Source organism: Bacillus sp. FSL K6-1145 (assembly GCF_038003425.1).
Lineage (GTDB): Bacteria > Bacillota > Bacilli > Bacillales > Bacillaceae > Bacillus > Bacillus pumilus.
This window is the reverse complement of the sequence record NZ_JBBOPC010000001.1, coordinates 1,090,710-1,114,535: the sequence shown is the minus strand read 5'-3', so window position 1 is coordinate 1,114,535 and position 23,826 is coordinate 1,090,710. Positions and strand designations below refer to the sequence as shown.

General features: G+C 42.7%; 19 protein-coding genes and 1 riboswitch. Of the genes, 6 read left to right on the top strand and 13 right to left on the bottom strand.

Annotated elements, in window-relative coordinates:
- Positions 1-24: 24 nt before the first annotated feature.
- The 3 genes from MHH41_RS05400 to MHH41_RS05390 all read right to left on the bottom strand — a co-directional run bounded on the left by MHH41_RS05400 (position 25) and on the right by MHH41_RS05390 (position 3,729).
- Positions 25-1,674 carry a methyl-accepting chemotaxis protein gene (locus MHH41_RS05400; protein ID WP_050945323.1) on the bottom strand — a complete coding sequence of 550 codons (1,650 nt, stop codon included), beginning with the start codon at positions 1,672-1,674 and terminating at the stop codon, positions 25-27.
- Positions 1,671-2,648, bottom strand: a complete 978-nt coding sequence (locus MHH41_RS05395) for a BMP family lipoprotein (protein WP_340865858.1) — start codon at positions 2,646-2,648, stop codon at positions 1,671-1,673. Before MHH41_RS05395 ends, MHH41_RS05400 begins: the two co-directional genes overlap by 4 nt.
- Positions 2,649-2,880: 232 nt before the next feature.
- On the bottom strand, positions 2,881-3,729 hold the full coding sequence (locus MHH41_RS05390) for a CvfB family protein (protein ID WP_003212403.1): 849 nt from the start codon (positions 3,727-3,729) through the stop codon (positions 2,881-2,883).
- Between the two features lie 237 nt (positions 3,730-3,966).
- On the opposite strand from MHH41_RS05390, the gene MHH41_RS05385 reads away from it, so the two are divergent.
- From MHH41_RS05385 to MHH41_RS05370, 4 genes are all read left to right on the top strand, one after another.
- Entirely contained in the window at positions 3,967-4,458 is a 492-nt protein-coding gene (locus MHH41_RS05385; RefSeq protein ID WP_003211707.1) for a YajQ family cyclic di-GMP-binding protein, read from the top strand.
- Between the two features lie 81 nt (positions 4,459-4,539).
- A riboswitch (SAM riboswitch) is annotated at positions 4,540-4,658 on the top strand.
- 78 nt (positions 4,659-4,736) lie between these two features.
- Positions 4,737-6,578, top strand: a complete 1,842-nt coding sequence (locus MHH41_RS05380) for a bifunctional homocysteine S-methyltransferase/methylenetetrahydrofolate reductase (protein WP_253622738.1) — start codon at positions 4,737-4,739, stop codon at positions 6,576-6,578.
- The gene (gene metH / locus MHH41_RS05375; protein ID WP_340865857.1) at positions 6,562-9,990 is read left to right on the top strand and encodes a methionine synthase; all 3,429 of its coding nucleotides are present in this window, start codon (positions 6,562-6,564) and stop codon (positions 9,988-9,990) included. Before MHH41_RS05380 ends, metH begins: the two co-directional genes overlap by 17 nt.
- A gap of 125 nt (positions 9,991-10,115) precedes the next feature.
- Complete coding sequence (locus MHH41_RS05370) at positions 10,116-10,973, top strand: GNAT family N-acetyltransferase (RefSeq protein WP_340865856.1); 858 nt, start codon at positions 10,116-10,118, stop codon at positions 10,971-10,973.
- 42 nt (positions 10,974-11,015) lie between these two features.
- Here the strand turns inward: MHH41_RS05370 and MHH41_RS05365 are convergent, their stop codons facing one another.
- From MHH41_RS05365 to MHH41_RS05340, 6 genes are read right to left on the bottom strand one after another with little or no spacing between them, the layout of a single operon-like run.
- Positions 11,016-12,830 (bottom strand): IucA/IucC family protein, encoded by a 1,815-nt coding sequence (locus tag MHH41_RS05365; protein ID WP_340865855.1) that lies wholly within the window; start codon positions 12,828-12,830, stop codon positions 11,016-11,018.
- 13 nt (positions 12,831-12,843) lie between these two features.
- A complete protein-coding gene (locus tag MHH41_RS05360) occupies positions 12,844-14,193 on the bottom strand; it encodes a lysine N(6)-hydroxylase/L-ornithine N(5)-oxygenase family protein (RefSeq protein WP_050945330.1) in 1,350 nt (449 codons plus the stop codon).
- Complete coding sequence (locus tag MHH41_RS05355; RefSeq protein WP_284906215.1) at positions 14,168-14,722, bottom strand: GNAT family N-acetyltransferase; 555 nt, start codon at positions 14,720-14,722, stop codon at positions 14,168-14,170. Before MHH41_RS05355 ends, MHH41_RS05360 begins: the two co-directional genes overlap by 26 nt.
- Positions 14,719-16,500 (bottom strand): IucA/IucC family protein, encoded by a 1,782-nt coding sequence (locus MHH41_RS05350; RefSeq protein ID WP_340865853.1) that lies wholly within the window; start codon positions 16,498-16,500, stop codon positions 14,719-14,721. The genes MHH41_RS05355 and MHH41_RS05350 overlap by 4 nt, the downstream gene beginning before the upstream one ends.
- Positions 16,497-17,993 (bottom strand): pyridoxal phosphate-dependent decarboxylase family protein, encoded by a 1,497-nt coding sequence (locus tag MHH41_RS05345; RefSeq protein ID WP_340865851.1) that lies wholly within the window; start codon positions 17,991-17,993, stop codon positions 16,497-16,499. The genes MHH41_RS05350 and MHH41_RS05345 overlap by 4 nt, the downstream gene beginning before the upstream one ends.
- On the bottom strand, positions 17,980-19,326 hold the full coding sequence (locus MHH41_RS05340; RefSeq protein WP_340865850.1) for an aspartate aminotransferase family protein: 1,347 nt from the start codon (positions 19,324-19,326) through the stop codon (positions 17,980-17,982). The genes MHH41_RS05345 and MHH41_RS05340 overlap by 14 nt, the downstream gene beginning before the upstream one ends.
- A 386-nt stretch (positions 19,327-19,712) precedes the next feature.
- Between MHH41_RS05340 and MHH41_RS05335 the strand changes: the two genes are divergently transcribed.
- The gene (locus MHH41_RS05335) at positions 19,713-20,249 is read left to right on the top strand and encodes a serine O-acetyltransferase (RefSeq protein ID WP_034620007.1); all 537 of its coding nucleotides are present in this window, start codon (positions 19,713-19,715) and stop codon (positions 20,247-20,249) included.
- Here the strand turns inward: MHH41_RS05335 and MHH41_RS05330 are convergent.
- From MHH41_RS05330 to MHH41_RS05315, 4 genes are all read right to left on the bottom strand, one after another.
- The gene (locus tag MHH41_RS05330) at positions 20,244-20,504 is read right to left on the bottom strand and encodes a hypothetical protein (RefSeq protein WP_080984794.1); all 261 of its coding nucleotides are present in this window, start codon (positions 20,502-20,504) and stop codon (positions 20,244-20,246) included. The genes MHH41_RS05335 and MHH41_RS05330 overlap by 6 nt on opposite strands.
- A gap of 36 nt (positions 20,505-20,540) precedes the next feature.
- Complete coding sequence (locus MHH41_RS05325; RefSeq protein ID WP_003212235.1) at positions 20,541-20,807, bottom strand: hypothetical protein; 267 nt, start codon at positions 20,805-20,807, stop codon at positions 20,541-20,543.
- Between the two features lie 68 nt (positions 20,808-20,875).
- The gene (locus tag MHH41_RS05320; protein WP_003211119.1) at positions 20,876-21,436 is read right to left on the bottom strand and encodes a GNAT family N-acetyltransferase; all 561 of its coding nucleotides are present in this window, start codon (positions 21,434-21,436) and stop codon (positions 20,876-20,878) included.
- Positions 21,437-21,450: 14 nt separating this feature from the next.
- Entirely contained in the window at positions 21,451-22,317 is an 867-nt protein-coding gene (locus tag MHH41_RS05315; RefSeq protein WP_251191006.1) for an AraC family transcriptional regulator, read from the bottom strand.
- A 113-nt stretch (positions 22,318-22,430) separates the two neighbouring features.
- On the opposite strand from MHH41_RS05315, the gene MHH41_RS05310 reads away from it, so the two are divergent.
- Positions 22,431-23,807, top strand: a complete 1,377-nt coding sequence (locus MHH41_RS05310; RefSeq protein WP_340865844.1) for an MATE family efflux transporter — start codon at positions 22,431-22,433, stop codon at positions 23,805-23,807.
- The last annotated feature ends 19 nt before the right edge of the window (positions 23,808-23,826 follow it).

Here is a 23,826-nt window from a genome sequence, read left to right as displayed (position 1 = left end):
CGGGAAGGGTGCTTTTCTTATGACTTATGAAAGTTTAAAACGGTGGACGGTTTCATTTAACCTTGCCGTCATACTCATCAGTTCTTCTACCTGTTTGTTCATTTGATGGAAAGATTGCAGCTGTTCATTGGCCGAGGCAGAAATTTCTTCACTGCCAGCTGCTGTTTCTTCTACAACCGCACTAATATTTTCAATCGAGTTGAGTACTTGTCCGCCAAGCTCTGTTGATTGAACAATTTGGTCATTTAAGACCGCCATTTCTCGTTTAATGTGCTGCGCTTTTGTTTCTATATCTTCAAAGGAGTGTGAGGTTTTGTCCATCGCATCCTGCTGTTGAAGTGAAAGCTTGACTCCTTCTTTGACAGTTTGACTAATGGATTGAATGCCTCTTTCAATATGACTGACCATATCAAAGATTTGTCTTGTAGCGTTAGATGATTCGTCGGCTAGCTTACGAATTTCATCTGCTACAACGGCAAAGCCTTTTCCAGCCTCACCTGCTCTTGCCGCTTCAATCGCTGCATTTAGCGAAAGTAAGTTTGTTTGATCCGCAATGTCAGAAACTGTTTTGGCCATAGCCGAGATCCCGCTAGCATATTGCGTGAATTCTCCTGCCGACTGCTCGATTTGCCTTGTGGCATGTGTATTTTTTTCAATCGCCGTTTTGGTTTCTGTTAACGTGTGCTTTCCACTTTCCACTGCTTCTATCGCATCCCCTGTACTTTGGATGACTGTTTGTGAACGTTCGGAATTTTTACGTCCATGCTGATCCATCTTTTCAATCAAGCTAACGCCATGCTGGAGATCCTCTGAAATGGCCTGTGACCCATTTGCCATTTCGTCTGTCGAGACAGATACTTGATTTGCAGATTCCATCAGCTTTTTGTTTTCATCATCTAACTGGATCGAGAATGTCTCTACTTGACTTGAGACATTACTGATTTCTTTAATCAAACTAATCAGTTGATCCGTCATTTGATTAAAGGATTCATTCAAGCCGCCGATTTCATCCTTACGCTGAATGTCCATTCGCTCGACAGCAAGGTTGCCTTCTGCGATCTGCTTCGCTCGGTAGGAAAGTGATTTAATCGGTGTCACGATGGATCTTGTTAATCCAATATTTAAAAAGACAGCAATGACAATCAGTGTGAGGGCTGCGACGAGTGCACTTGTGATGATCCATTGCACATTATCCGCTGTATTCTCTAGATTTTGTTTATATGCTTCTTCTGCTCTTTTATTCATTGTATGGATGTCGTTTAAAACACCATCAATTCTTGCAGCGACCCGTCTTGCATCCGATGCGTTTTTTTCACCAATGGCATTATTTGCTTCCTTGGTCCACGTGTCATATTTTGCATTTAACCTTGTTAATTCATCTTTATTTATATTTCCTGCGTGTTTGTTTAACGTTTGCAGCTGTTTTTTTGCTGTAGAAATACCGGTTTGAACAACCTCTAGCTGTTCATCAGAAAGGGTCATTGAATAATTGGTCATGGTTTGTTCGACGCTTTCAAAGCTTGCCTTCGTTTTTTGAACATTTAATAAGGCTTGAACTTCTGTTTCATTCGATGATTGGATCTTTGTCATACTGACAATGATAAAGGCGATGACGCCAACTGCTAAAAGAAGTGAGACGAGTGAGTTGAGTAAAATTTTGATGCGCAAGCTCATGATGCGTCCCCCTCATCTTTTAGCAATTGCTGCTTCAGTTCATTTACTTTTTTGGTCAATGTTTCAGCATCTTTGAGCACCCGAATTCTTGCCATATCGATTCCGTCATTGTTTAAGTCGTAGATAACATGCCCATTTTTGATTTGATTGCTCTTGACGAGCTGTTCGCTGAATTGATAGACCACTTCATCGACTTTTTTTACCATGGACGAAATCACCGCTTTTTCAGCGGTGTAGTACTGATCACTATCTACACCAATGGCATATTTGCCCTGCGCTTGCGCTTCTTTTAATACACCGACACCTGTATAGCCAGCTGCGGCATATAAAACGTCTGCTTTCTTTTTGATCATGCCTTTGGCTATTTTACTGCCTTTGTCCGCATCACTAAACGTATTAGCATAGGTGGATAAGATCTTGATGTTCGGATTCACTGATTTGGCGCCTTTTTGGAACCCTTTTTCAAAACGATGGATCAACTCCGCATCGACACCGCCAACAAATCCAATGACATCACTTTTCGTTGTCATTGCAGCAAGTGCGCCCGCTAAATAGCTGCCTTGCTCTTCTTTAAACGTCACGGAGGTCACATTTTTCAGCTCAGATACGGCATCGATGAGCAAAAAGTGCTTCTTCGGATATTTCTTTGCGACTTTTTCTAAGTCTTCTTGCATACTAAAGCCTACCCCGATGACGAGATCATTGCCAGATTTTACAAGCTCGGTCAGTCCTTTTTCATATGTATCGGTTTCTGCAATTTCTCTATAATCAAATTCAATACCTAGGTCATCACGTGCTTTTTCTAATCCTTTAAACGATGAATCGTTAAATGATTGATCACCAAGACCATCATCTGTGAGCATAACGCCAATATGCTTCGCATTTGATGCTGGTGGTTCCCCTTGTTGATTGCTGCATGCGGTGAGCACCATAAGCACGGCTACCAACAGAAGCAATGAAATTTTCACTTTCATCCAAACACACACTCCTTTTGTCATCCTTACTCCTTTCTTATCGGATTTGAGAGGCGTTGTTTCAATGATTAAGTGAAGGTTTTTCAGCTTTTTTCATGACTTTTTTCACTAAAAAAACCCATTATTTATCACAAATATAAAAAAAGGGATAAAACCATGATGATTTTATCCCTTTTTCTTCATTTCAGTGTGATATGAAAACCCATGAGGTTAGGGTTCTCTTTCACGCTGCTCATTTTTTCTCGTATGTCCAGCCCTCTTTTTGGTAGACTAGGCCGTTTTTCATCAAATGACCTAATGCTCGTTTAAAGGCTGCCTTGCTCATTTGGAATCGTTCACGGATGTCTTCTGGATCACTTTTGTCTCCATAAGGCATAGCACCATTTCTCGTTCTCATATAGGTTAAAATTTCTTCTGCATCGACAGATAACGCTTCCTGTTTTCTAGGAAGCAGAGAAACGTTCACGGTCCCATCCTCTTTCACTGCAATGACGCGTCCTGTCACGGTCGATCCTAATCTTGGTTCTTCCTTTCGTTCCGTGCGGTGGATAAACCCCCGCACGCCTGTATCTGTCAGCATAAACGAGCCTGTCGCAATTAAGCGATAAATCGTACCAGTGATTTCTTTGTTCATTAAGGTTTCGGGTGCCTCTGTAAACAATTCACTGATCACATCTTCAGTGGCTGGCTTTGCGAACATTCTGCCGTAGCTTGTGACTTTCAGCATACAGTAAAGTTTGTCTCCTTTTTTCGGCCATGCTTCCTCAAAAGGCGGTAGATGTTCTGTTGCAACAAGTGCATCCTTTGAAAGCCCAACATCCACAAATGCGCCCATGTCTTCTAGGACGTCTACGACTTCTACCCAGCCATATGTATGCGCATTGATTGTCGGTATTTTCATCGTCGCAGCTAGTCTTTCTTCATGATCTACGTATAAGTAGACCTCTACTTCATCTTGGTCACCAATATCTTCTGTCATTTCACTGCGGTGCAAGAGGACAGAATCTTCACCATCTGTCAAAAAGTAACCGTATTCCATCTCGTTCTCTATTTGCAAGGTCAGTTGCTCACCTGGTCTCATGTTCTCTTCCTTCCTATCTGCTCATAAAAGAGCGTTCGTTCATCTTTTGATTCACTTTATTCTACTATACTTCTCCTCACATGAACATCTCTAGTTCTGTTAGCTAAAGTGGTCAAACCGAACGCGATTTATACCGCTGCTGGCAGAACTCTTTGACTCATCTCTTTGATAAAGTTTCTTCTTCTCCACGTTGCATGATAAAATAGACGCAATATCTATCCATGGAGGTCATGCGTTATGGCAAAAGAAAGCTCATTTGACATTGTATCAAAGGTTGAACTGCCTGAGGTGCAAAACGCCGTTCAAGCAGCGCTGAAGGAAATTAAAAACCGTTATGATTTTAAAGGAAGTAAAAGTGATATTTCTCTTGAAAAAGAAGAGCTCGTGCTCATCTCTGATGATGACTTTAAGCTGGAGCAGCTAAAAGATGTACTTGTGTCAAAGCTGATCAAACGAAATGTTCCAACTAAAAACATCGACTACGGAAAAACCGAGCATGCCCTTGGCGGAACCGTACGCCAGCGCGCGAAGCTGATCAGCGGAATTGATCAAGACAACGCCAAAAAGATCAATGCACTCATTAAGCAATCCGGCATCAAAGTGAAGTCACAGTTTCAAGATGACCAAGTGCGTGTAACAGGAAAAAATAAAGATGATTTACAAGAGGTTATTTCTCTTATGCGCAAGGCAGATTTACCGATTGACGTTCAATTTATAAATTTTCGATAAATTTCAAATTTTCCATTGATTATTTCCGATTTTTTCGATACAGTGGATGGAAGTTCAATTTATTGACATGTTCATATCGCTTTCTTATCAAGAGAGGCAGAGGGACTGGCCCTGTGAAGCCTCAGCAACCGGTGTAGTAGAAATATATTTTCTATGACCAAGGTGCTAAATCCAGCAAGCAACTGCTTGGAAGATAAGAAGAAGAATTACGATACAGCCAAAAAGTCTTCTTCTTATCAGAAGGCTTTTTTTGTTACATAAAAATAAGGAGGAAACCAATGGGCCTATTACAAGACTTACAAAACCGCGTACTGATTGCTGACGGTGCAATGGGAACACTTTTATACTCTTACGGCATTGACCGCTGCTTTGAAGAATTAAATTTATCGAAAGAAGATGAAGTAAGGCGCGTGCACGAAGCATATGTGCAGGCTGGTGCGGACATCATTCAAACAAATACGTACGGCGCAAATTATATTAAACTATCCCGCTACGGCTTAGAGGAAGAAACAAAGCGCATCAATACAAAGGCGGTACAAATCGCAAAAGCAGCCGCCGGCTCTGCTTATGTCCTTGGAACGATCGGCGGCATTCGAACGTTTAACAAAAATGCCTATACAATTGAAGAAATTAAACGAAGCTTTAGAGAGCAGCTGTACATTCTATTAAATGAGCAGCCCGATGGATTATTGCTAGAAACGTATTATGACATGGAAGAAGCGAAGGCCGTTCTCCAAATTGCACGAAAAGAAACGACTCTCCCGATTGTCATGAACGTCTCCATGCATGAACAAGGTGTGTTGCAGGATGGAACACCGCTCAAGGATGGTTTATCTGAATTGTCCTCTCTTGGCGCAGACGTCGTTGGCATCAACTGCCGGCTTGGCCCTTATCATATGATTCAGGCACTCGAAGGCGTTCCAATTTTAGAAAATTCCCATTTATCAGTCTATCCCAACAGCAGTCTTCCCTCTCTTGAAGAAGGCAGACTCGTCTATGATACAGATAACGATTATTTTCGAAAAAGTGCACTTGAATTTAGAAATCAAGGCGCACGTATTATCGGCGGCTGCTGCGGAACAACGCCTCAGCATATTCACGCAATGGCTGAAGCGGTCAAGGATTTAGCCCCGATCACTGAAAAAGAAGTGAAAGTATTAAAAGAAGAAATCATTTCGATTCAAGATCAGCGGACTGAACCAGGTCTTGATGAGCTCGCTACGAAAAAACGGACGATTATTGTAGAGCTTGATCCGCCGAAGAAGCTGAACTTCGAAAAATTCCTCGTCGCGGCAAATGAGTTAAAGAATGCAGGCATTGATGCCTTGACATTAGCCGATAATTCTCTTGCAACCCCGCGCATTAGCAATGTGGCTTGCGGGGCATTATTGAAACAGCAGCTTGATATGCGTTCACTCGTCCATATCACGTGCCGTGATCGTAATTTGATTGGGCTTCAGTCCCATTTGATGGGTCTCGACACCCTTGGTTTAACTGATATTTTAGCCATTACAGGCGACCCTTCTAAGATTGGAGATTTTCCAGGTGCAACGTCGGTTTATGATTTAACCTCCTTTGATTTGATTCGGCTGATTAAGCAGTTTAACGAAGGTCTTTCTTTCTCAGGGAAGCCGCTTGGCAAAAAGACCAATTTTTCAGTAGCTGGCGCGTTTAATCCAAATGTTCGCCACATTGATAAAGCGGTCAAACGTCTTGAGAAAAAAATCGAATACGGTGCTGATTATTTTATTTCACAGCCTGTTTATTCTGAGGAACAGCTTGTGAAAATTCATGAGGAGAGCCGTCATTTAGATAAGCCGATTTATATTGGCGTTATGCCGTTAACAAGCAGCCGAAATGCGGAGTTTATTCATCATGAAATTCCAGGCATCAAATTATCTGATTCCATTCGTGACATTATGGCCAAGGCTGGTGAGGATAAAGAGAAGCAGCGAGCAGAAGGCTTAGCGATTGCCCGCTCTTTATTAGATACAGCCTGCGAATTGTTTAACGGCATTTATTTAATTACCCCTTTCCTTCGATCAGACTTAACAGCAGAACTAACCACCTACATTCATCAGAAAGAAAAGGAGTCAAACACCCATGTCAACTATCACTGAACAGCTTAAGAAACGCATCCTCGTCCTTGATGGTGCAATGGGGACCATGATTCAAAATGCCAATCTCACAGCAGAAGACTTTGGCGGAGAAGAGTATGAGGGCTGTAACGAGTATTTGAATGTGACAGCCCCTCACACCATCCGCGCGATTCATAGAGAATACCTTGAGGCAAGCGCCGACCTCATTGAAACAAATACGTTCGGGGCTACAAAGCTCGTCCTTGACGAATACGGGCTTGGCCACCTTGCCTATGAACTCAATATACGGGCTGCCCAGCTGGCAAAGGACGAAGCTGACCGTTTCTCCACGCCGGAGCAGCCCCGATTTGTTGTAGGTGCGATGGGTCCCACTACGAAAACATTATCTGTGACAGGCGGCACAACCTTCGATGAGCTCGTCAGAAACTATGAAGAGCAGGCCCGCGCCCTGATTGATGGCAAATGTGATGCCCTTCTTTTAGAAACAAGTCAAGACATGCTGAATGTAAAGGCTGGTTTCAAAGGCATTCAGGAAGCCTTCCAGCAGACAGGTATTGAGTTGCCTCTCATGGTATCAGGTACGATTGAACCGATGGGCACTACCCTCGCTGGTCAGGATATTGAAGCCTTTTATATCTCTCTTGAGCATATGAAACCAATGAGTGTCGGCCTGAACTGTGCGACGGGTCCTGAATTCATGACAGACCATATCCGCACGCTCTCCTCCATCGCCAAGTCAGCGGTTAGCTGCTATCCAAATGCTGGTCTACCAGATGAAGAAGGTCAATATCATGAATCCCCTGCTTCACTTGCTAAAAAAATTTCCGCCTTTGCCAAGGAAGGCTGGTTAAATATTGTTGGCGGCTGCTGCGGAACAACACCTGCACATATACAGGCATTGTCAGATGAAGTACGAACGATTCAGCCGCGTCACATTGCGCATGAATCGTCTCAGCATACCGTCTCAGGAATTGAGCCCCTGATATATGAGGAGTCAATGCGCCCTCTTTTTGTAGGAGAACGAACCAACGTGATTGGTTCACGCAAATTCAAACGACTCATTGCGGAACAAAAGTTTGAAGAAGCGTCAGAAGTTGCTCGTGCACAGGTAAAAAACGGTGCTCACGTGATTGATGTGTGTCTCGCTGATCCAGACCGCGATGAGGCGGCAGACATGGAAGGTTTTTTACAAGAGGCTATGAAAAAAGTCAAAGCCCCATTTGTCATTGATTCAACGGATAAACACGTGATCGAAAAAGCGCTCACATATTCCCAAGGGAAAGCCATCATCAATTCCATTAACCTTGAGGATGGCGAAGAACGCTTCGAAGAAATTCTTCCACTTGTGAAGCTATACGGCGGTGCACTTGTTGTCGGCACGATCGATGAAACAGGGATGGCTGTAACAGCAGAACGAAAGCTGGAGATTGCGGTACGCTCTCATGATCTATTAACGAAGAAATATGGCATTCCCGCAAGTGACATCATTTTTGATCCACTTGTCTTTCCAGTAGGCACTGGAGACGAGCAGTATATTGGCGCTGCCGAAGAAACGATCAAAGGCATCAAAATGATCAAGGAAAACCTGCCTGAGTGCTTGACGATTTTAGGCATCAGCAACGTGTCTTTTGGACTCCCACCTCTTGGGAGAGAAATCTTGAATGCCGTCTACTTGTATCACTGCGTCCAAGCAGGACTTGATTACGCCATCGTGAATACAGAAAAGCTTGAACGCTTCGCTTCCATTCCAAAGGAAGAAATTAAGCTGGCTGAAACACTGCTCTATGAAACAAATGATCAAACCCTTGCTGAATTTACCCAATTTTACCGAGGCAAAAAGAAAACGGAGAAAAAACCAAAGGTCTCCTTATCACTTGATGAAAGGCTAGCACTCTACGTCGTCGAAGGAACAAAAGAAGGACTTATCGATGATTTATCCCTGGCTCTAGAGCAATTTGAATCACCACTTCATATCATCAATGGTCCGTTAATGCAGGGAATGGCTGAGGTTGGACGTCTTTTCAATCAAAACGAACTGATTGTGGCGGAAGTGCTTCAATCAGCAGAGGTCATGAAGGCATCTGTATCGTATCTCGAGCAATATATGGAAAAGCAGCATGCAAACGGAAAAGGTAAGATTCTACTTGCCACTGTAAAAGGAGATGTCCATGATATTGGAAAAAACCTTGTCGACATCATTTTGAGTAATAACGGCTTTCAAGTGGTCGACCTTGGCATCAAGGTGACACCGCAAACATTGATCGAAGCTGTGCAAAAGGAAAAACCAGATATGATTGGGTTATCAGGATTGCTTGTGAAGTCAGCCCAGCAAATGGTACTCACCGCTCAGGATTTACAAAAGGCGAATATTTCCGTGCCCATTTTGGTCGGTGGCGCTGCACTTTCTCGGAAATTTACGAAAATGAAGATTTCGCCTCATTATGACGGACCGGTTCTTTACGCAAAAGATGCGATGGACGGCTTATCTTTAGCCAATGAGTTAAAAGCAAATCCTCTTCAGTTTCAAATTAAGCCCGACGAAGAGCCTGTGGCACCTTTCAAAAAGAAAGAAACAAAGCAGCCACAAGCTGTCATTGAATTACTAGAAAAACGTGCGGCACTCCCTGATGCACCTATTTTCACGCCAGAAAATACGGCACGTCATTATGTAAGGGACATCGACCTGCATCATATTATGCCTTATGTAAATGAACAAATGCTCATTGGCCACCACCTTGGATTAAAAGGAAAGGTGAAAAAGCTGTTGGCCGAACAGCATCCAAAAGCATTGGAATTAAAGCAGCTTGTCACAGATCTTCTAAACGAAGGCAGAGAGAAAAACTGGTTTGCGCCTGCATTTGTCTATCAATTTTATCCTGCCAGTTCAAACGGAAATGATCTGCATATTTATGATCCCAAAGCGCCTGACCGTATCATTGAAACATTCCAATTTCCAAGACAGGAGAAGCTTCCGTACCGCTCCATTTCTGATTATGTGCGGGGAAGCGGTGAAAGGGAGAAAGATTATATTGCCTTATTTGCCGTCACAGCCGGAGCGCGTATACGTGAAGTCGCGCAGCACTTTAAGCAAGAAGGAGATTATTTAAAAATGCATGCAGTTCAAGCTCTTGCGCTTGAGCTTGCAGAAGGATTAGCCGAAAGAACCCACCAAGTGATTCGTGACAAATGGGGCTTCCCTGACCCAGTCGATTTCACAATGGAAAAACGATTCCAAGCGAAATATCAAGGGCAGCGCTATTCCTTTGGTTATCCCGCTTGTCCAAATCTTGAAGACCAAGAAAAGCTGTTCAAGCTGCTTCAGCCTGAAAAAATTGGCATCCATCTAACAGAAGGATTTATGATGGAACCTGAAGCATCTGTTTCAGCGATCGTCGTTTCTCATCCTGAAGCTCGATATTTTAATGTTCATTAATGCAGAACCTCCGAAATTGGAGGCCCTTTTTTGCTGGGAAACTTAGATAAACTTCAATTTTTACACTATACCTTCTTATGGTACGATACACATAGATGAATTCAGCTAAGAAGGAGTTGCGCGTCATGACAAACGTTGTTCAACGAGCATTAACACTCGATGACATACCAGATCTTATCGCATTGTCTCAAGAGGTAGACTGGCCTGATTACAATGCGGAAGAGCTCACATCTCTTTTAACAAATGGATATTTCACAGGTTTTTCAACAGCGGATGGACAAGTCATCTCATGTGCAGGACTTTTCCAATATGATCGAATGGCGTCAATTGGTGCTGTCATTGTATCTGAGACACATCGCGGCTTAGGTCTTGCAAGGAAAATGATTGACACCCTGCTAGATCAATGTGATCAAAGCATTCCTGTCGTTTTAACCGCTACTGTCCAAGGGCGGCCAGTTTACGAAAAAATCGGGTTTCACACGGCTGGTTACATTACGACTTACAAAGCGCAAAACCCAAACCCAGAAGCGCTTCGTGTGTCAGATGACATCCACCTGTCTCCTGCCGATGAATCGCACCTTCCGTGTATTGAAGCACTAGATGAAAAAGGCGCAGGCACAAATCGATCAAGCTTTTTAAAAAGCCGGATGAACCGAGCAGCACGGCGTATCATTGCACAAAATGAACATCACGACACAACTGGCTTTGCGTTTGGCGTTGAAACACCTGCCAATTTAATGATTGGTCCGCTTGCTGCAAATGATGAACTTACAGCTCTCTCGCTGATCCGTTCGCTCATTTCGTCTTATTCGGGTCCAATTCGTTTAGATATGCAGGAGGAAACAGCTGAGCGCCTCCATGAATCACTTGTTGAAGCAGGTTTTACGAAAACAAACAAAGCGCATTTTATGATGATTCGTGGAAAAGAAAAGCTGAACGATCCCGCTCTTCTTTATTTCCTTGCCTCTCAAGCATTTTCGTAATATATAAAAAGCTGTAGACACTTGATGTCTACAGCTTTTCTATTACTTCTCACAGGCGGACGAAAGAACATGCGCGAGTGCATTTGTGACCTTTCCATGCTCTGATGCATGCGGGCGGTCATCTCCATCTCCATACCCATAATCAATCATTCGATTACGATTTAAGCACAGCTTTGTCAGCTTCGGCTGGAATAGATCAAATAGGTCAAAACGGTCCTTCAACTGCGGGAATTGCTTTTGATACTGCTGAATTTCTTCGGCAAGCAAGCGCCAAAGTGTCGCTTCATCTAATAGCTGATGGTTCTCTAACACGTTTGATACGTAACGCAGGTTGCAAATAAACAATCCTGTAAAGATAAACTGCACTAAGCCTTCCGGCGGTTCACTCCGCAGCACTTCTTTTAAATCGTCTCCTAGAGAAGCCAATTCAGGCAGCGGCTGATCACTAATATTCACATCATCGACGAAATCTTTGATCGCCAAACGGTGAGGCTGATGATCTTTTAACACAAGAATCGTATTTTGTCCGTGCGGTGAAAAGACGGTGCCGTATTGATACATAAAGTGCAATAGCGGCGGCATCACCACATGGAAAAATTTCGCCATCCACTCTTTTGCTGAGAGACCTGATTTTTCAATCAGCTGTTTCACATATGGCTCACCTTCATGATCCTCATAGGTGAGTGCCGCAAGTGTAACAGGGGTCTCTCCTTCATCTAAGTACGAGTAAATGCTTTCTCTAAAAATCACACCGAGCATTTCAAGATATTGATACGGCGCACCAGGCAGTTTGCTATAGTAAGGATGATCGACATTAATACTTGCATTCTCACCAGGTAATATCACGCGGCAGACATCAGATAAAAATGAATCTTGATCCGCGATCCCTTTAATATGCGCTGTAATGCGAGGGGCAATGACTGTCCGTTCTGACGGAAGTCCTCGGTACACGAGTGTATTTAAAATGCTCATTGGCAGTTTAATATGATGCTTGCCTTTATTTGAGATGTTCGTAAAGGTTCTGATCGACTGCTGCGGGATATATTGATCCAGTCCCTCTCCTACATACACAATCCGGCGCAACGCCAAATCTTCTGGGAAATGCTGAATAATCATATGTGTCCACTGCCATTTATGAACAGGCATCAAATAATAATCAGCTGCAATCAATCCTTCATCCTTTAGCACGCGGTGAAATTGACGGATCGTGACTTCATCTAACTCTTTGGCAATTACCTGCTCATAGTTTTCATGATCGACTGCATGGAATGTCGCAAGGTCCCGGTGAACAGCAATCCAAGACAGCTGCACACTTTCTTGCCTTTCAGGTGCATAGGCTAGGTAGTCATCATAACTGAACCCAATGCGTCCTTTGTTATACACAATCCAAGGATGGCCTGTCATTTCTCCTTCAATCCATGCATAATCAGTATCTGTCAGTTCATCCGCACGAAGTGCTTTTTTCGACAGCAAATGTACATCTGCTAACAGGGTGTGATGAAGCTCTTTTATAAGGTGTCCTGTTGTGTCAGAAGACATTGGAATGAGCGGCTGAATGTCTAGTAAAAACACAATGGCACTGACATCCTTTGACCATTTTCCGTCTTGACAGCACTCGATTGATTCAGCAATTGTATCAAAACTATCAAACAAACGAGGTTTTGCAAGATAGCGATATTTCTTATGTTCGTGAATGATTAATTCATACTGAGCAATGCCATCCTTTTGATCTAGCTGCACGGGATGAAGCATATCCTCATACATGTATTCAGACAGCATTTTTGCCACCATTCGCTGGTTTGCCTTTTTCCAAGCAGCCGGATTCACCGCTTTTTTCAATTCATCTTGTACACTCATCGCTTCATCCTCCTTAACCTTTGATTTCTTCAAATGTGTTGACGTTCTTATGTGTACCAAATGTCTGGAAGACGTGCTTTTGATAAAGTGGATACACGGTTTGACGAGCAAGTTCATTGATAATCACACTGTTTCGGTAAGCGCCAAGTCCTAAATCTGGAGCGCCAACGCCATGTGTATGAAGCTCTGCATTTTGGACAAAAATATCATTTTCACCCATTGTATTCGTTTTTAAGCGATATTCACGTTCGACTTGGAACCGTCCTTGATCGTCCCATTGAATGTGATGAGAAATTGGATTGATAAACGGGGGCAGTACCGATTGATAGCCCGTCGCCAGTACGACAATATCTGTCTCGTGGGTAAAGGTGTCCTCTTTGACCCATTGCGTGCATGAAAGGGACAAGCCGCGAGCTGTTTCCTCAATCAAGTTGACCTCCGTCATTGCTTGAAGCACTGTGTTCAACTGCTCTCCGCAGGCAGAACGTTCATAAAGCAAATGATAAATATCACGGATCATTGCAGAGCTGATGCCCTTATACAGCAAATCTTGCTGCTTTAACAACGCATCCTTTTTTGTTTGCGGAAGCTCATAAAAGAAATCAATATAATCTGGAGAGAAATATTCAAGGCCAAGGTTTGAATATTCCATTGGGAAAAATCCTTTAGAGCGTGTGAACCAGTGAATATCCTTCGCCTCATCATCTGATAAAATATCATAGAACACTTCTGCCGCACTTTGACCAGAGCCGATCACTGTCACAGATTTCCCTTTGAAACAGCCTTCTTTCTTTCGTTTTAAATAGTCAGCAGAATGAAAAACTTTCTCTCCTAAAGCTGGCTGGAGCGATGCTGGTATCGCCGGCTGTGTACCAATTCCTAAGACGAGATGCTTACTCTCAAACACCTCTACCGTTTGGTCTTTCACATGACGCACATGCACTTCATATCGCTTTTCTCCTGCTTTCTCGATCAATGAGACAGATTCGACGTTCATGCCAAATCGGCAAGAGTCTAACTGGTCTGCGACCCAGCGGCAATAATGACTATATTCCTTGCGCGGGATATGAAAATCTTCTAGAAAGTAAAATGAATACAAACGATTTTGTTCCTGTAAATAGTTAAGAAAGCTATATTTACTTTTCACATCTGCCATACTGACAAGGTCCGCTAAAAAGGGAACTTGCAGTGTCGTCCCCTCAATGAGCATCCCTGGGTGCCAATGAAAGGCTTCACTTCTTTCAAAAAACAAAGCGTCAATTTCATTTACCTCTTCAGATAATGCGGCAAGTCCTAAGTTAAACGGACCAATGCCGATCCCTATTACATCCACTACATTATTTTGCTTGTTGAACCGCGTCATGGTTATACTTCCTTTCGAATCTTTCTCGATCACAAAACATTAAAAGACCTGTTTTATCGGGTAAATTGACTGGTTTTACACGTTCAAATCCGCATTTTTCAAATACATGGATCATTTTTTCATTGCGAATATCCGGCTCAGCGACGACTTTTTCTGTTCGTTTATTCTGCTCAAATTGAAATGCTGTCATGGCCTGAAGCAGAGGGGCTGCAAAACCTTTTCCTACATAATCCGGTTCCCCTATTAATAGATGGATTCCTTGATCATGCGGAGAAGGCTGATAGTAAGATTCAATGACATCACCTTTGACGTTGTATGCCTCAAAATAACTCATTGGCGTCCCATCAATTGTGCCTAAATAAAGGGTTTGATGCGGATCATGAACCGCCTGATAAAAATGCTTTTCAAAAGCAGGGAACGGAATATTCAAATGCCAAAATGGGTGAACATACTCCTCTTGCATCCACCTGTGGACAAGCCGGACATCTCTTTCATATTCAGCGCGAATAAACTTAATACGATCCCTCATCCAATCAGAGCCTCCTTATGTAAAAAGAGCGGATTCAAGACAGCTGTGTAACGAGACTGTGTTTCCAGAGATCCTGTCAGTTCATCCATATCTTCAAACCGTGTCAGCAAATTCGCTTTTGAAGGCAGTTCTTTTGAGCGCAGAAGGCTGTTTGTCAGCTCAGATGCACCGTATGTTTCCTCATGAGCGAGCAATGTGTCTCTCACAAGGGCGAGCAAGTCTTCTTCTTTCGCCAGACCTTCTGTACCAAAGCCGTTAATGAGACCAAATAAATGATTAAAGAAGAAATAATAACGCAGTCTCTCAACAGCTACCTCATCTGCACAAATCGTTTCACTTCTCACGCTCAGGTTTTGGACAAGATTTGCGAGTTTATCCTTTTTCGATTCACTATAGTAGTAGCCTTGGTTGTCACGATAATAGAAGGTGTGCGGGTAACCACCCTTCATTTGCACAACAGCGTTTTGCTGATGGGCTTCCAGTGCAAGACCATACGTTTCAAACAGCCAGAGCATCGGTTCTAACGAAATAGTTAAATATTGCTTAAACCAATCTTGGCTCACAGCCTCCAGTGATCGGCCTTCTGCGTCTGCAAGGTCATGAATGATCCCTGCTAATCGCGATTTTCCACCATACGCATGATCCTGACATAATCCAGCAATTAAGCTTGCCCCTTTTTCACGATGTAAAAATGGATTTTGACGAATGACTACTTCAAAGCCAGATTCCGCCTCTTCTCCTTGAATGGATAAATAGGCGGGATCTTCAATGACCCGGAATCCAGAAAATTTATCGTATAAAGAAACGCCTAATTCTGTTTTTAAAATGCGCGACATCTCTACACCGCGATCCAGTTCCTTTTGTTTATTAACACGTAAGGAGTTTGTAATTTTCACAGGAACAGAGAATTTGAGCATGTAAGCAGAATCCTTTTGATAGACGGTTCTGAAGGATGAGGTCGCTGTGTATTCAGAACCGATCGGTCCTAAATAAGTGAGTTTCCCTTCCTCTATATAACGGTTCACGAACGCTTTCTCCATAACCACCTTCACTTGAAGCGGGTGAATCGGAATGAGCACATATTCTCCGTTTTCTACTAACGTATTCAGTCTCTCTTTTTCTGCTGGTACCTGGCGCAAGAGCTCCTCTAGCATGAGGCTTGCCGCAGACTGTGTAATTGACGAATCCTGAAGCACAATCGAATGATGCGCTTTAAAGTAATGAAGCTGGAAAGCCCCTTTCAGCTCAGGAGAATAGATCGCTTCCTCCTCCTCTGTCATTCCTTGTCTGCTTTTTGGGGTAGGATGCGTTAAATGACCAAGGAGAAGTGACTGCTCAGCCTCAATATACTCAAAATCGGCTTCAGAAAGAGTGGCTCGATCACTTTCTCGCTCCTTTAAGAACCGTTCAATATTTCGGCAGCTTAAAATGATGCGAAGCATGAATTCATCCTCTGCATCTGTACGGCCATATTCAATGAGAAGCTCCTTTGAACATAAAGCAACAAGTGTCGTGTAATCGACGATTGCGCCCTCTTGTTCACTGCCTTGCGGGCGAAAGCGAATCGGAAAATCAAAGAGATGGCGGCCAACAGATGAAACATATCGGATCGGAATCACAAGCTCTAGATCTTGCTTTGCTAGTTTTGCGACGAAGACAAGTGAGCCATCTGATCTCACCTCTTTTTTTGCAGATCGATCGATTCCTGTTTCGCGTAAAAAACAGTTTAAAAAGCTTTGCATGGTTGCATTTTCAGCCATTTGTTTATATTGACTCAACGTAGTACCCTCCCGGATTGAATATGAGCAATCCCGATATCAACGATGTCAGAAAGGATTTCCTCAATATGTGTGATTGTCGTTCTCGGATTTAACAAAGTGAATTTTAAGCATGTTCGGTCATTCACCACTGTTTTTGCAATGACAGCAGTTCCTTTTTTGAATAATGTCCGATGAATGATTTTATTGACGTCATCTGCTTGGTCGTCATCCTTAAATCGGAACACAACTGCATTGATTTCTGGCTCAGGATTGATCACTTCAAGGTCATCATTTCTCTCAATAAGCGCGGCCACATCCTTTGCAAAATGAATGGTATGGTCAATGATTTCTCCAAAGCCTTCTTCTCCAATTAAACGAAGAGAAAGAAGTAATTTCAGAGCATCAAACCGGCGCGTCGTTTGGACAGATTTATTGACGAGATGTAGAATACCATCGAGCTCGTCTTCCTTTGGATTAAGATAATCGGCATGATAATTGATCAAACCAAAATGTCTTTTATCCTTTAGCAAAAATGCCCCGCAGGATATCGGCTGATAAAATTGTTTGTGAAAGTCAATCGTGATTGAATCAGCAAGCTCAATACCGTCTAACTTCTTACGGTAGGTTTCGCTTAATACAAGTGCTCCGCCGTAGGCAGCATCTGCGTGAATCCAAAGACCGTATGGCTTGACGAGGTCATATACCTCTCGAACTGGGTCAATACTGCCAAAATCCGTTGTCCCGCAAGTGGCTACTACCGCAAAAGGCAGCAAGTTCTGCTCCTTCAACTCAGCCAGCTTCTTTTTCAAATCATTGAGGTCCATTCGATGATGCTCATCTGTCTCGACTAGTACGACTGCCTGCTCTCCTAAACCTAACTGGGAGGCAGATTTTTTCACAGTGAAGTGAGCATTCTTCGAGCAAAGGATTCTCATGCGGTGAGATTCACTTGGTAAGCCTTTCTGCTGAACATTCCACTGCCATGTGTTTTCACAAAAGGCATCTCTCGCTAGAAGCAGCCCCATGTAGTTAGATTGGGTTCCACCGCTTGTAAATGTCCCATCTGCTAGGCCGCCATAAGAAAACTTCGCACATAGCCAGTTGAGAATTTCTTCCTCAACCAAAGAAGCAATACCGCTTTGATCAAAGGAATCCATTGATTGGTTAAAGGAACTTACCATCACCTCTGCGGCAAGTGCAGGAATAAGCGGTGGACAATGCAGATGTGCCAAGCATTTAGGATGCGATACATCAATCAAATGCGGCAAAAGATGTTCTTTTATATCTTGAAAGACGGATTCAATGGATTCACCAGACGGTTGAAATCGGAATAGCGATTCGACACTATCCGCTAATTTCCCAGGCAATATTCCACTGTATGGTCCTGTGTCTTTTTGCCATTGATCCAGTAAGCTGTCGATAGATGTATGAAGAGCCGCTTGGAAGGACTCTCTTCCAAGCTGGCTTTGATTGATAAATAATGAATCCACTGAAGCCTTAGTTGATTGCATCGTACACGGCCTCTTTAAAAATAGCGATGATTTTTTCAAGCTGTTCTTCTGTCATAATGAGTGGTGGCAAGAATCGAATAACACTTCCGAAACGGCCTCCTGTCTCCACAATTAAGCCTTTGTCGAAGCAATTCTTTTGAATAAGACTGGCCAGCTCTGGATTCGCTGGATAGCTTCCGTCCACATCCTGTTTCTCATTTGGACCTACTACTTCAACGCCAATCATTAAGCCTCTCCCTCGAACATCACCGAGAGCAGGGACTTGTTTTTGGATGTCTTTTAGATGCGCCTGCATACGATCTCCTAACCGTTCTACATGATCAAGTAGGTTGGTTTCTTTGATAAATTTAAGCGTAGCAGTTCCAGCAGCCATCGCCATTTGATTCCCTCTAAATGTCCCGATGTGTGCACCTGGATTCCATTGATCTAAATCTTGATCATAAATCACAACTGAAAGCGGCAGGCTTCCACCAATGGCTTTTGACAGCACAATAACGTCAGGTACAATTCCTGCATGTTCAAAGGCAAACATCTTCCCTGTTCGGCCGATGCCTGATTGAACCTCATCAATAATGAGCGGAATCCCTTTTTCTTTTGTGATTCTTCTCATTTCTTTCATCCATTCAATCGATGCTGGAATGGAGCCCCCCTCGCCCTGTACTGCTTCAAAGATCATACCTGCTGGCGGAAGAATACCACTTTCAGGATCATTTAATACGCGCTCAATATACGAACTTGAAATGCGGTGCGAATTCTTCCCACCAATTCCAAATGGGCAGCGATATTCATATGGGTAAGGCATAAAATGAACATCAGGTATTAACCCTTGTACTCTTTCCTTTGGAGATAAATTCCCGCTTAATGACATCGTGGCATGTGTCGCACCGTGATACGCACCATGGAAAGATAGAATGCTTCGATTCCCTGTCGCTGTTTTGACTAATTTAATTGCTGCTTCTATGGCGTCACCACCAGTTGGTCCACAAAATTGAATTTTGGCTCTTTTTGCAAACTCTTCTGGCAAGTGAGAAAAAATTTCATTCACAAATTCTTCTTTAATTTCTGAGGTTATGTCCAGCGTATGCAACGGTCTTTTTTCATGAAGCATACGTTCAATTGCATCTATAACAACTGGATGATTGTGACCAAGTGCAAGTGTTCCTGCGCCTGCCAGGCAGTCGTAAAACTCTCTGCCATCCGCATCTGTCACGATCATACCTTCGGCTTTTTGCATGGCTAATGGGAACCGTCTCGGATAAGACCTTGCATTCGATTCTCTTTGACTTTGCTGCTCTAAAAATTGCTGATTTTTAGAAACGGTTTTGATGGACATAATAAAACACTCCTCCAATTGATAAAGATTATCATTTTCATTTACTAGCCTAGAGGATGTGAGATATGAAAGTCAATTGTATTCAAAAAGATGATTCTAAAAGCATATGAATGCTATATTCTCTATTTAACGAGTAATTTCGTGTCATTTTGACAAACCTCTACTGCTATAGGGAGAATAAACGCGTGAGACGAAATAATGTAGAAAAAAATTACAAATCATTCTTCCTGGTTCTTTTGTTCTATTCATGACAAAGCACTTATTTTATATGGGAAAGTGGATGAAAGTGATGTAGAAAAGGAAAAAAAGAAACGTCATTCTATATTGATATAAATGGTTATAATGGTATAATTTCTCTGAAACAAAAGGGAATGGAGAGGGATCTGATGATTTTAACAAAGCATGATCTCCACCACTACTTAGCTCAGGACAAGAAAGCATTAGCCATTAAGCGTAAACGACCTAAGTGGTTTGGGGATGATATATGGAAATATCAAAGGATTTTACGAAAATATGAATACTATTCTAATAGCGGTGCTGAACTTCGCAAATGGTTCTATCGCTATTTACATAAAAAGAAAGGCATGCAGCTTGGCTTTGATATTCCGATTGGTGTCTTCGGTCCCGGTCTTAGAATCAATCATACGGGTCTCTTAATTGTGAACAAACATGCAAAAATCGGGGCATTTTGTGATATTCATCAAGGGGTGAATATTGGTCAGAATCATCATGAAAAAGATGTACCAACCATTGGGGATCATGTATGGATTGGCCCAGGTGCTAAGCTGTTTGGGGATATCTATATTGCAGATCATATTTCCATCGGAGCAAATGCTGTGGTAAACCGTTCCTTTCACGAGGAGAAAATTGTTATTGCAGGTGTGCCAGCGCAAAAGGTAAAAGAAAAAAGCCCTTCATCATGAAGGACCCACCTGATAAAAAAGAATGATACCGATCAAAACAGAGATGAGCAACATGAGGTAAAACAAAATCGTTAAAATAAGAATGGTCCAGCCAAGTCCCTTCCTCTCTGTCTTGATCAAATAAATACCGAGAACGATCGTACTAAATAAGACACCTAAAATGGCCCACAGCCATTTGTCTTTATCATGCTTTGGCGCATCAAACCATAAATAAATGGCAACAGCAAGTGAAACGAATAACCCTGTAAGTCTCACGTTCAAACTCCTCCTTATGTACACGCGTGCTTTCTATTATGCGTTTGAGTATCCGATCATCAGCAATAAGAAGTAAAAGACATAGACTAGAATGAAAATAGAATAGATGATAATGGACACGATCAGAACCGTCCAGCCCAATCCTTTTCTTCCTGTTTTGATCAGGTATATTCCAAATGTAAAGAGCCCGAATAAAAGGCCTAAAATCGCCCACAGCCATTTATTCTTCCCATGTTTAGGCGCATCTACAAATAGGTAAACGGCCACTATAATCGACACAAACCATCCGGTAATCCAGCGCAACTCATTCGTCACCCTTCTTTTTTAGTTTATTCAATCATACGCTACTTTTGTACTAAAAAGAAAAGGAATTATTCAGTTGAATGTTGCAGAAGGCTTTGCCATTCCTCTCTCAGCATCCCGTAACGCATCGAATCATAATACTCTCCTTGGTAGTAACGGACCTTTCGCAGTCTTCCCTCAAGGATAAACCCGCATTTCTCTGCGCACCGCATCATCCGTTCATTTCCCGACCATGTAGTAAGACCAATTCGAGGAATATCAATGTGTGTAAATAACTTATCAGTCCATAGACTTAATGCCTTTGTCCCAACGCCACCGCTCCAAAAGCGCGAATCATAAATGAGAATGCCGCATTCAAGCCACCGTGTACGTTCATTCTCCCAATAATATGACACGGTGCCTTTGATTTCGCCGTCTATTTCAATACCATATAGCTTTGGCGGAATGGATGTATCCTGTAAGTATCGTTTTTTAAAAGCAGCAAGCGGGATTTCGTGTTCATGAAAATATGGGGCGTTCCACTCTCGATAGGACTGGTCTGGTGCTTTGAATCTTAAATGCCATACCAACTCTAAATCAGCTTCGTTTAATGGTCGTATGTTCACAAGCTTTTGTTTTTCCCTTTTCATCTGTTCACGTTCCTTTACTTTGTCGTTCTTTTTGCAAGATGACGGTACTCGATAGGCGTCATGCCTTCGTTTTGCCGAAACAGCTTAGAAAAATAAGTAGGATCATCAATGCCTACGTGATCAGCAATCGCTGCGATTTTATCATTCGTTGAGGCAAGCATGCTTTTGGCTTTTTCGACCTTGAGACGATTGATATATTGGTTTGGCGTGAGTCCATACACCGTCTGCATACACCTTGTCATGTAATCAGGGTGATAGTGCAGCTTCTCTGCAAGCTCCTCCATTTGCAGTTTCTTCATAAAGTGACGCTCAAGATAATGAACCACTTCTGAGGCGACATTCTCCTTTGCACTTGGAATATGAAATGCTTCTTTTTGTAAATGAATGAGCAGTTCTTCAAACTGAAGCTGTTTTTTCAGCGGCAGTTCAGACGCGTCATCATTTAGGGCCCGCATCTGTGCAAGGTGCTTTTCTAATACATTTCTTCCTTTCACTTTTCCTTTACGGGGCAGGCTAAATTCATATGTTGCCGGCTTTTCAAAGGTGGCTTGATTTTGTTTCATATCAAACCAGTGTTCTCTCGGCCGATTCGTCAGCTCATATGGATCAATTGAGAAATGCAGCCACTCATAGTGCGTATCTTCTTCGCATGGCAGGTGTCCGCCATGCGACAAGCCAGGTGAGAGAATGATATATTCTCCTTCTTTTACGTGATGAGCCTTACTGTCCTCTGTGATCCATAGCTGCCCTCTTGTGACATAAAGAAGATCAAACACGGTGAAGGTTCTAGAGATATGTCTTTCTCCTTGATGAAATACGCCTTTGCCTGAAGCGATATAAACCGGGAACGGCGGTACAGTAAATGTAATAAATCGATTCATATTCATCCCCTTATGAAGTCGGATTTCTCCAATAAGTTTCGGTTTCATCTCTTCTTATTATAGTCGATGCAAGGTACACTATAAATCGGATTTATACGAAAGGAGGTTGATTGATGAAACCTCAATCACTGCCAATTCAAAAGATTCAAGCTAGGAGGAAGAAAAACCACCCTTCATTATTTGCATTAACTTGGCCTATTTTTATTGAAATCTCTTTATATATGCTGATGGGAAGCGCGGATACCCTCATGCTCAGCCAATATTCCGATAATAGTGTTGCAGCAGTTGGTGTAAGCAATCAGCTCCTGAATTTATTGATTGTCATGTTCAGCTTCATTACAACTGGAACGACGATTGTGATTGCGCAGCTTTTAGGAGCGAGCCGCAAGCAGGAAGCGACTCAAGTCGCCTATGTCTCACTAGGAACCAATTTCTTGATTAGCTTTGTCATTAGCCTTCTCATGTTTGGATTAGCTGTTCCCATTTTACACCTGATGGGCCTATCAAGTGAGCTCATGCCGGATGCGACTATATTTTTACAAATTGTCGGGCTGCTTTCTTTTATTCAAGCGCTCATTATGACGTATAGTGCTATTTTAAAAAGCTACGGATATACAAGAGATACGATGTATGTCACTATCGGAATGAACTTGTTAAACGTTGCTGGTAACTATTTGGTGATTTTTGGTCCGTTTGGTTTCCCTGTATTAGGTGTCATGGGGGTCGCTTTTTCGACCTCACTCGCTCGATTGATCGGATTAATGGCCATGATCCTCATTGTACGGCGCCGAATTGGATTACGCTTTTCACTGAAGAAGATGTTTCACATCCAGCGGACATATTTAAAAAAGTTGCTGAAAATCGGCATTCCTTCTGCTGGAGAGCAGCTTTCTTATAACGGCTCTCAAATGATCATTACACTGTTTATTACATTCATGGGGACGCAGGCATTAGCTGCAAAGGTTTATACTCAAAATGTCATGATGTTCATTATGCTATTTGGTGCAGCCATTAGCCAAGGGACACAAATTTTAATTGGGCGCCATATTGGGGCGAAGGAATTCGATGCTGCCTATCACAGATGCATGAAAAGCTTATACTGGGCCATTGGCATCTCCCTTCTTTCTTCCACTGCTTTATCTTTATCATCGACGCATTTGCTTGCTTTCTTTACTAGCAACAGCGAGATCATTCAAACCGCCGCCACCCTCCTCCTTTTGACCATTATTTTAGAACCGGGCCGTTCTTTTAATATGGTCATTATTAATTCCTTGCGGGCTGCTGGCGACGCGAAGTTTCCAGTGTATATGGCGATGATTTCAATGTGGGGCATCGGGCTTCCGATCGCTTACTTGTTAGGCATTCAGCTTGAAATGGGCCTCATTGGGATTTGGATTTCTTTTATCGTGGATGAATGGGTAAGAGGCATCTTTATGTATAGGCGGTGGCGTTCAAGAGTTTGGACAGAGCATCGCTTTTCTTCCACATAAAAAGGACTGCGGGTGCAGT